The organism is bacterium (assembly GCA_040757115.1).
In the GTDB taxonomy this organism is placed as follows: Bacteria; UBA9089; CG2-30-40-21; order CG2-30-40-21; family SBAY01; genus JBFLXS01.
Window position 1 is genome coordinate 1 of the sequence record JBFLYA010000359.1, and the last position, 2908, is coordinate 2908.

Annotated in this window: 3 protein-coding genes and 1 tRNA gene; all 4 read left to right on the forward strand. The window is 36.4% G+C overall.

Annotated elements, in window-relative coordinates; all coding sequences use genetic code 11:
• The first annotated feature begins 299 nt into the window (after positions 1-299).
• The 4 genes from AB1422_18595 (at position 300) to panD (ending at position 2805) form a co-directional block, all read left to right on the forward strand.
• Positions 300-1103, forward strand: coding sequence for a CARDB domain-containing protein (locus AB1422_18595; GenBank protein ID MEW6621310.1), 804 nt, complete (start codon positions 300-302; stop codon positions 1101-1103).
• Between the two features lie 4 nt (positions 1104-1107).
• Positions 1108-2370 (forward strand): adenylosuccinate synthase, encoded by a 1263-nt coding sequence (locus tag AB1422_18600; GenBank protein MEW6621311.1) that lies wholly within the window; start codon positions 1108-1110, stop codon positions 2368-2370.
• Positions 2361-2436 (forward strand) — tRNA-Lys (locus AB1422_18605). Before AB1422_18600 ends, AB1422_18605 begins: the two co-directional genes overlap by 10 nt.
• A 12-nt stretch (positions 2437-2448) precedes the next feature.
• On the forward strand, positions 2449-2805 hold the full coding sequence (gene panD / locus AB1422_18610) for an aspartate 1-decarboxylase (GenBank protein MEW6621312.1): 357 nt from the start codon (positions 2449-2451) through the stop codon (positions 2803-2805).
• Positions 2806-2908 lie beyond the last annotated feature (103 nt).

The following is a 2908-nucleotide window of genomic DNA, read 5'->3' on the forward strand; positions in this document are numbered from 1 at the left end:
CCTCCCTTTTATAATTAATATCGGGAGGAAATAGATAATACTTAATACTTTAATTGTCAATTTGTTATAAAAAAACGCAAAAATTTAGTTAGTCTTCAAAAGAGAGATGAGGAAAAAGAAAGATTAAGAAAAATAAAAAGTAAGGATAAAAAGGAGATGTTCAAATTCAAAGAGATAGGCAGTTTTGCAGTTTTTAGAAAATTCACCCCCAAAAACTACCCCCTTTCCTAAAAAACGACTTTTTCAACACCCTCACAAAAATTTGTTGACAGATAAGGTAGGTTTGTGGTAATATATTTATGGAATTAAAAATGAGATATAGATACGCTTTAATTTCTTTAATTATTTTAATGAGTGGTTGTGTAGCACCGTTGCCAAATTTGTTAATAAAAGACAACATTAGAGATGATGGAATTTCTTTTACAAAAGATAATTTTTTTTGGATTAGTCCTGATATTTGGCTGGATAATAATGGTGATGGTCAGCCTGATGAAATGGCAAAAATTGGGAAATCCAATAAACTATTTGCCAGAATACATAACATTGGAACCGCAGAGGCAAGAGATGTAAAAGTAAAATTCTATGTTAATCGCGGTAATACTTATTTTTCATTCACTGAGGGGGCTTTAATTGGGACTAATGTTATCTCAAATATAGAGGCAGGCGAAACTACCATTACTTCTATCTCATGGGAGAATGTTAATGAAGCAAATTGCTGGTCTTATGGAGTAGCGGTAGAAAGTGCTGATGACCCAATTATTTCTAATGAACCAGTGAATGAGTCCAACCTGGCGTATAGAAGTTTTTGGACTGTTTATACATATTCGGGTAGGCCGGTAATCTTAAAATTTAGAATCCAAAATCCCCTGTCTGTAAAGACAAGAGTTAATTTAACTTTAGATACTCAAAATTTACCAGGCAAGTGGGGGGCTTTTTTAGGAAAAGGCTCTTTTGAGTTACGGGCTAAAGAGTCAAAACCAGTCTTATTAATGGTTACCCCACCTATTAATTCGGAAAAAAAAGAGGCATTACTCAATGTTATTTCAACAATAGAGGATAGGATAATAGGTGGGATTACTTACAAAATAAAGATAAAGGAATAAAAATATGTCAAATATAATTGTTGTTGGTGTCCAGTGGGGTGATGAGGGAAAAGGAAAGGTAATTGATTTCTTGAGCGAAAAGGCAGATATTATCGTTCGGTATCAAGGAGGTAACAATGCTGGACATACCGTTATTGTTAATGGTGAAAAGTTCGTTCTGCATCTCATTCCATCCGGGATATTGCATCCAGATAAAATATGTATCATCGGTCAAGGGGTAGTTTTTAACCCAAAGGCTTTTTTCCAGGAAATAGAATCTCTTAAAGAAAGAAATGTAGCGATTAATGATGACCTCCTATACATCAGCGAAGATACACATTTAATTATGCCGTATCATTTGAGTGTCGAGGAGACTTCAGAGAAGATTCATAAAATTGGGACAACAGGTCGTGGGGTGGGTCCGGCATATACAGATAAGATTAACCGATGTGGAATAAAGGTAATTGATTTATTTGATGAGGATATATTTGAGGAAAAACTACAAATAAATCTTGTCCAGAAAGGAAATAAATTTGACCTCACCAGCATTAAAAATGAATATTTGGGCTATGCGAAGGAACTTAAGAAGTATGTGAAAAACACAAGTCTTTTTTTGAATGAGGCAATAAAAAACGACAAAAACATTTTATTTGAAGGGGCACAAGGGACATTACTTGATGTTGACCATGGAACTTATCCTTATGTAACTTCATCTAATGCTACGGCAGGCGGGGCGTGTACGGGAACAGGCGTCGGACCAACTAAAATAGACAGGGTAATAGGCGTGATGAAGGCCTATTCAACCCGGGTAGGTGAAGGACCATTTCCAACAGAACTGCCGTCTGAACTGGGTGAGGCGATAAGAATAAAAGGGCGCGAATACGGCGCCACAACTAATAGACCACGAAGATGTGGTTGGCTTGATACAGTTGCTTTAAAATATGCCGTCAGAATTAATGGGATAGATAGTTTAGCCATCACTAAGTTAGATGTCTTAAATGAGCTGGAAACAATAAAGATGTGTATTGGGTATGAGTATCAAGGCCAAATAATTAAAGAGTTTCCAAAATCATTAAAAGTCCTGCGTGAGTGCCAACCAATTTATGAAGAATTACCAGGCTGGCAGAAAGAAATAAGTCATATTCGCTCTTATAATGATTTACCAGAACAATTAAAGGATTATTTAGCACGAATTAATGAAATTATCGAGGTTAAATTTAAGTTTATCTCCGTAGGCCCTCAACGCGACCAGACAATTCTTTTGGACTCTTTTTTTGTGGGCCGTTAGCTCATCTGGTAGAGCACCGGCCTTTTAAGCCGGGTGCGGCTGGTTCGAGTCCAGCACGGCCCACCACTAGGTAAAAAGATGTTAAGAACAATTTGTAAATCTAAAATTCATCGAGTGACGATTACCGAAACTAATTTACATTATATGGGTAGTATTACTATTGATGAAGAATTACTTATCGCCGCAGATATTATGCCACATGAACGCGTCCAGATAGTCAACTTAAATAATGGTTCACGGGTGGAAACTTATGTAATGCCGGGAGAAAAAGGCGCGGGTAAAATTTGCTTAAATGGTGCCGCCGCTCGCTGGGGACAACAAGGAGACCTTATCATCATCATTTCATATGCTTTAATGACCGATGAAGAAGCAAAAAATTACATACCTAAAGTGATAAATGTGGATGAAAGGAATAGGGTAAAGATGGCTAAATAGTGGTGGTGTCTTAATCTAGCATAAAGGTTAAAATAGTGTATAGGGTTCTGCAAAATAGGATTTGAGGGAGACAACAAATAAATATCAAATATTAAATATCAAA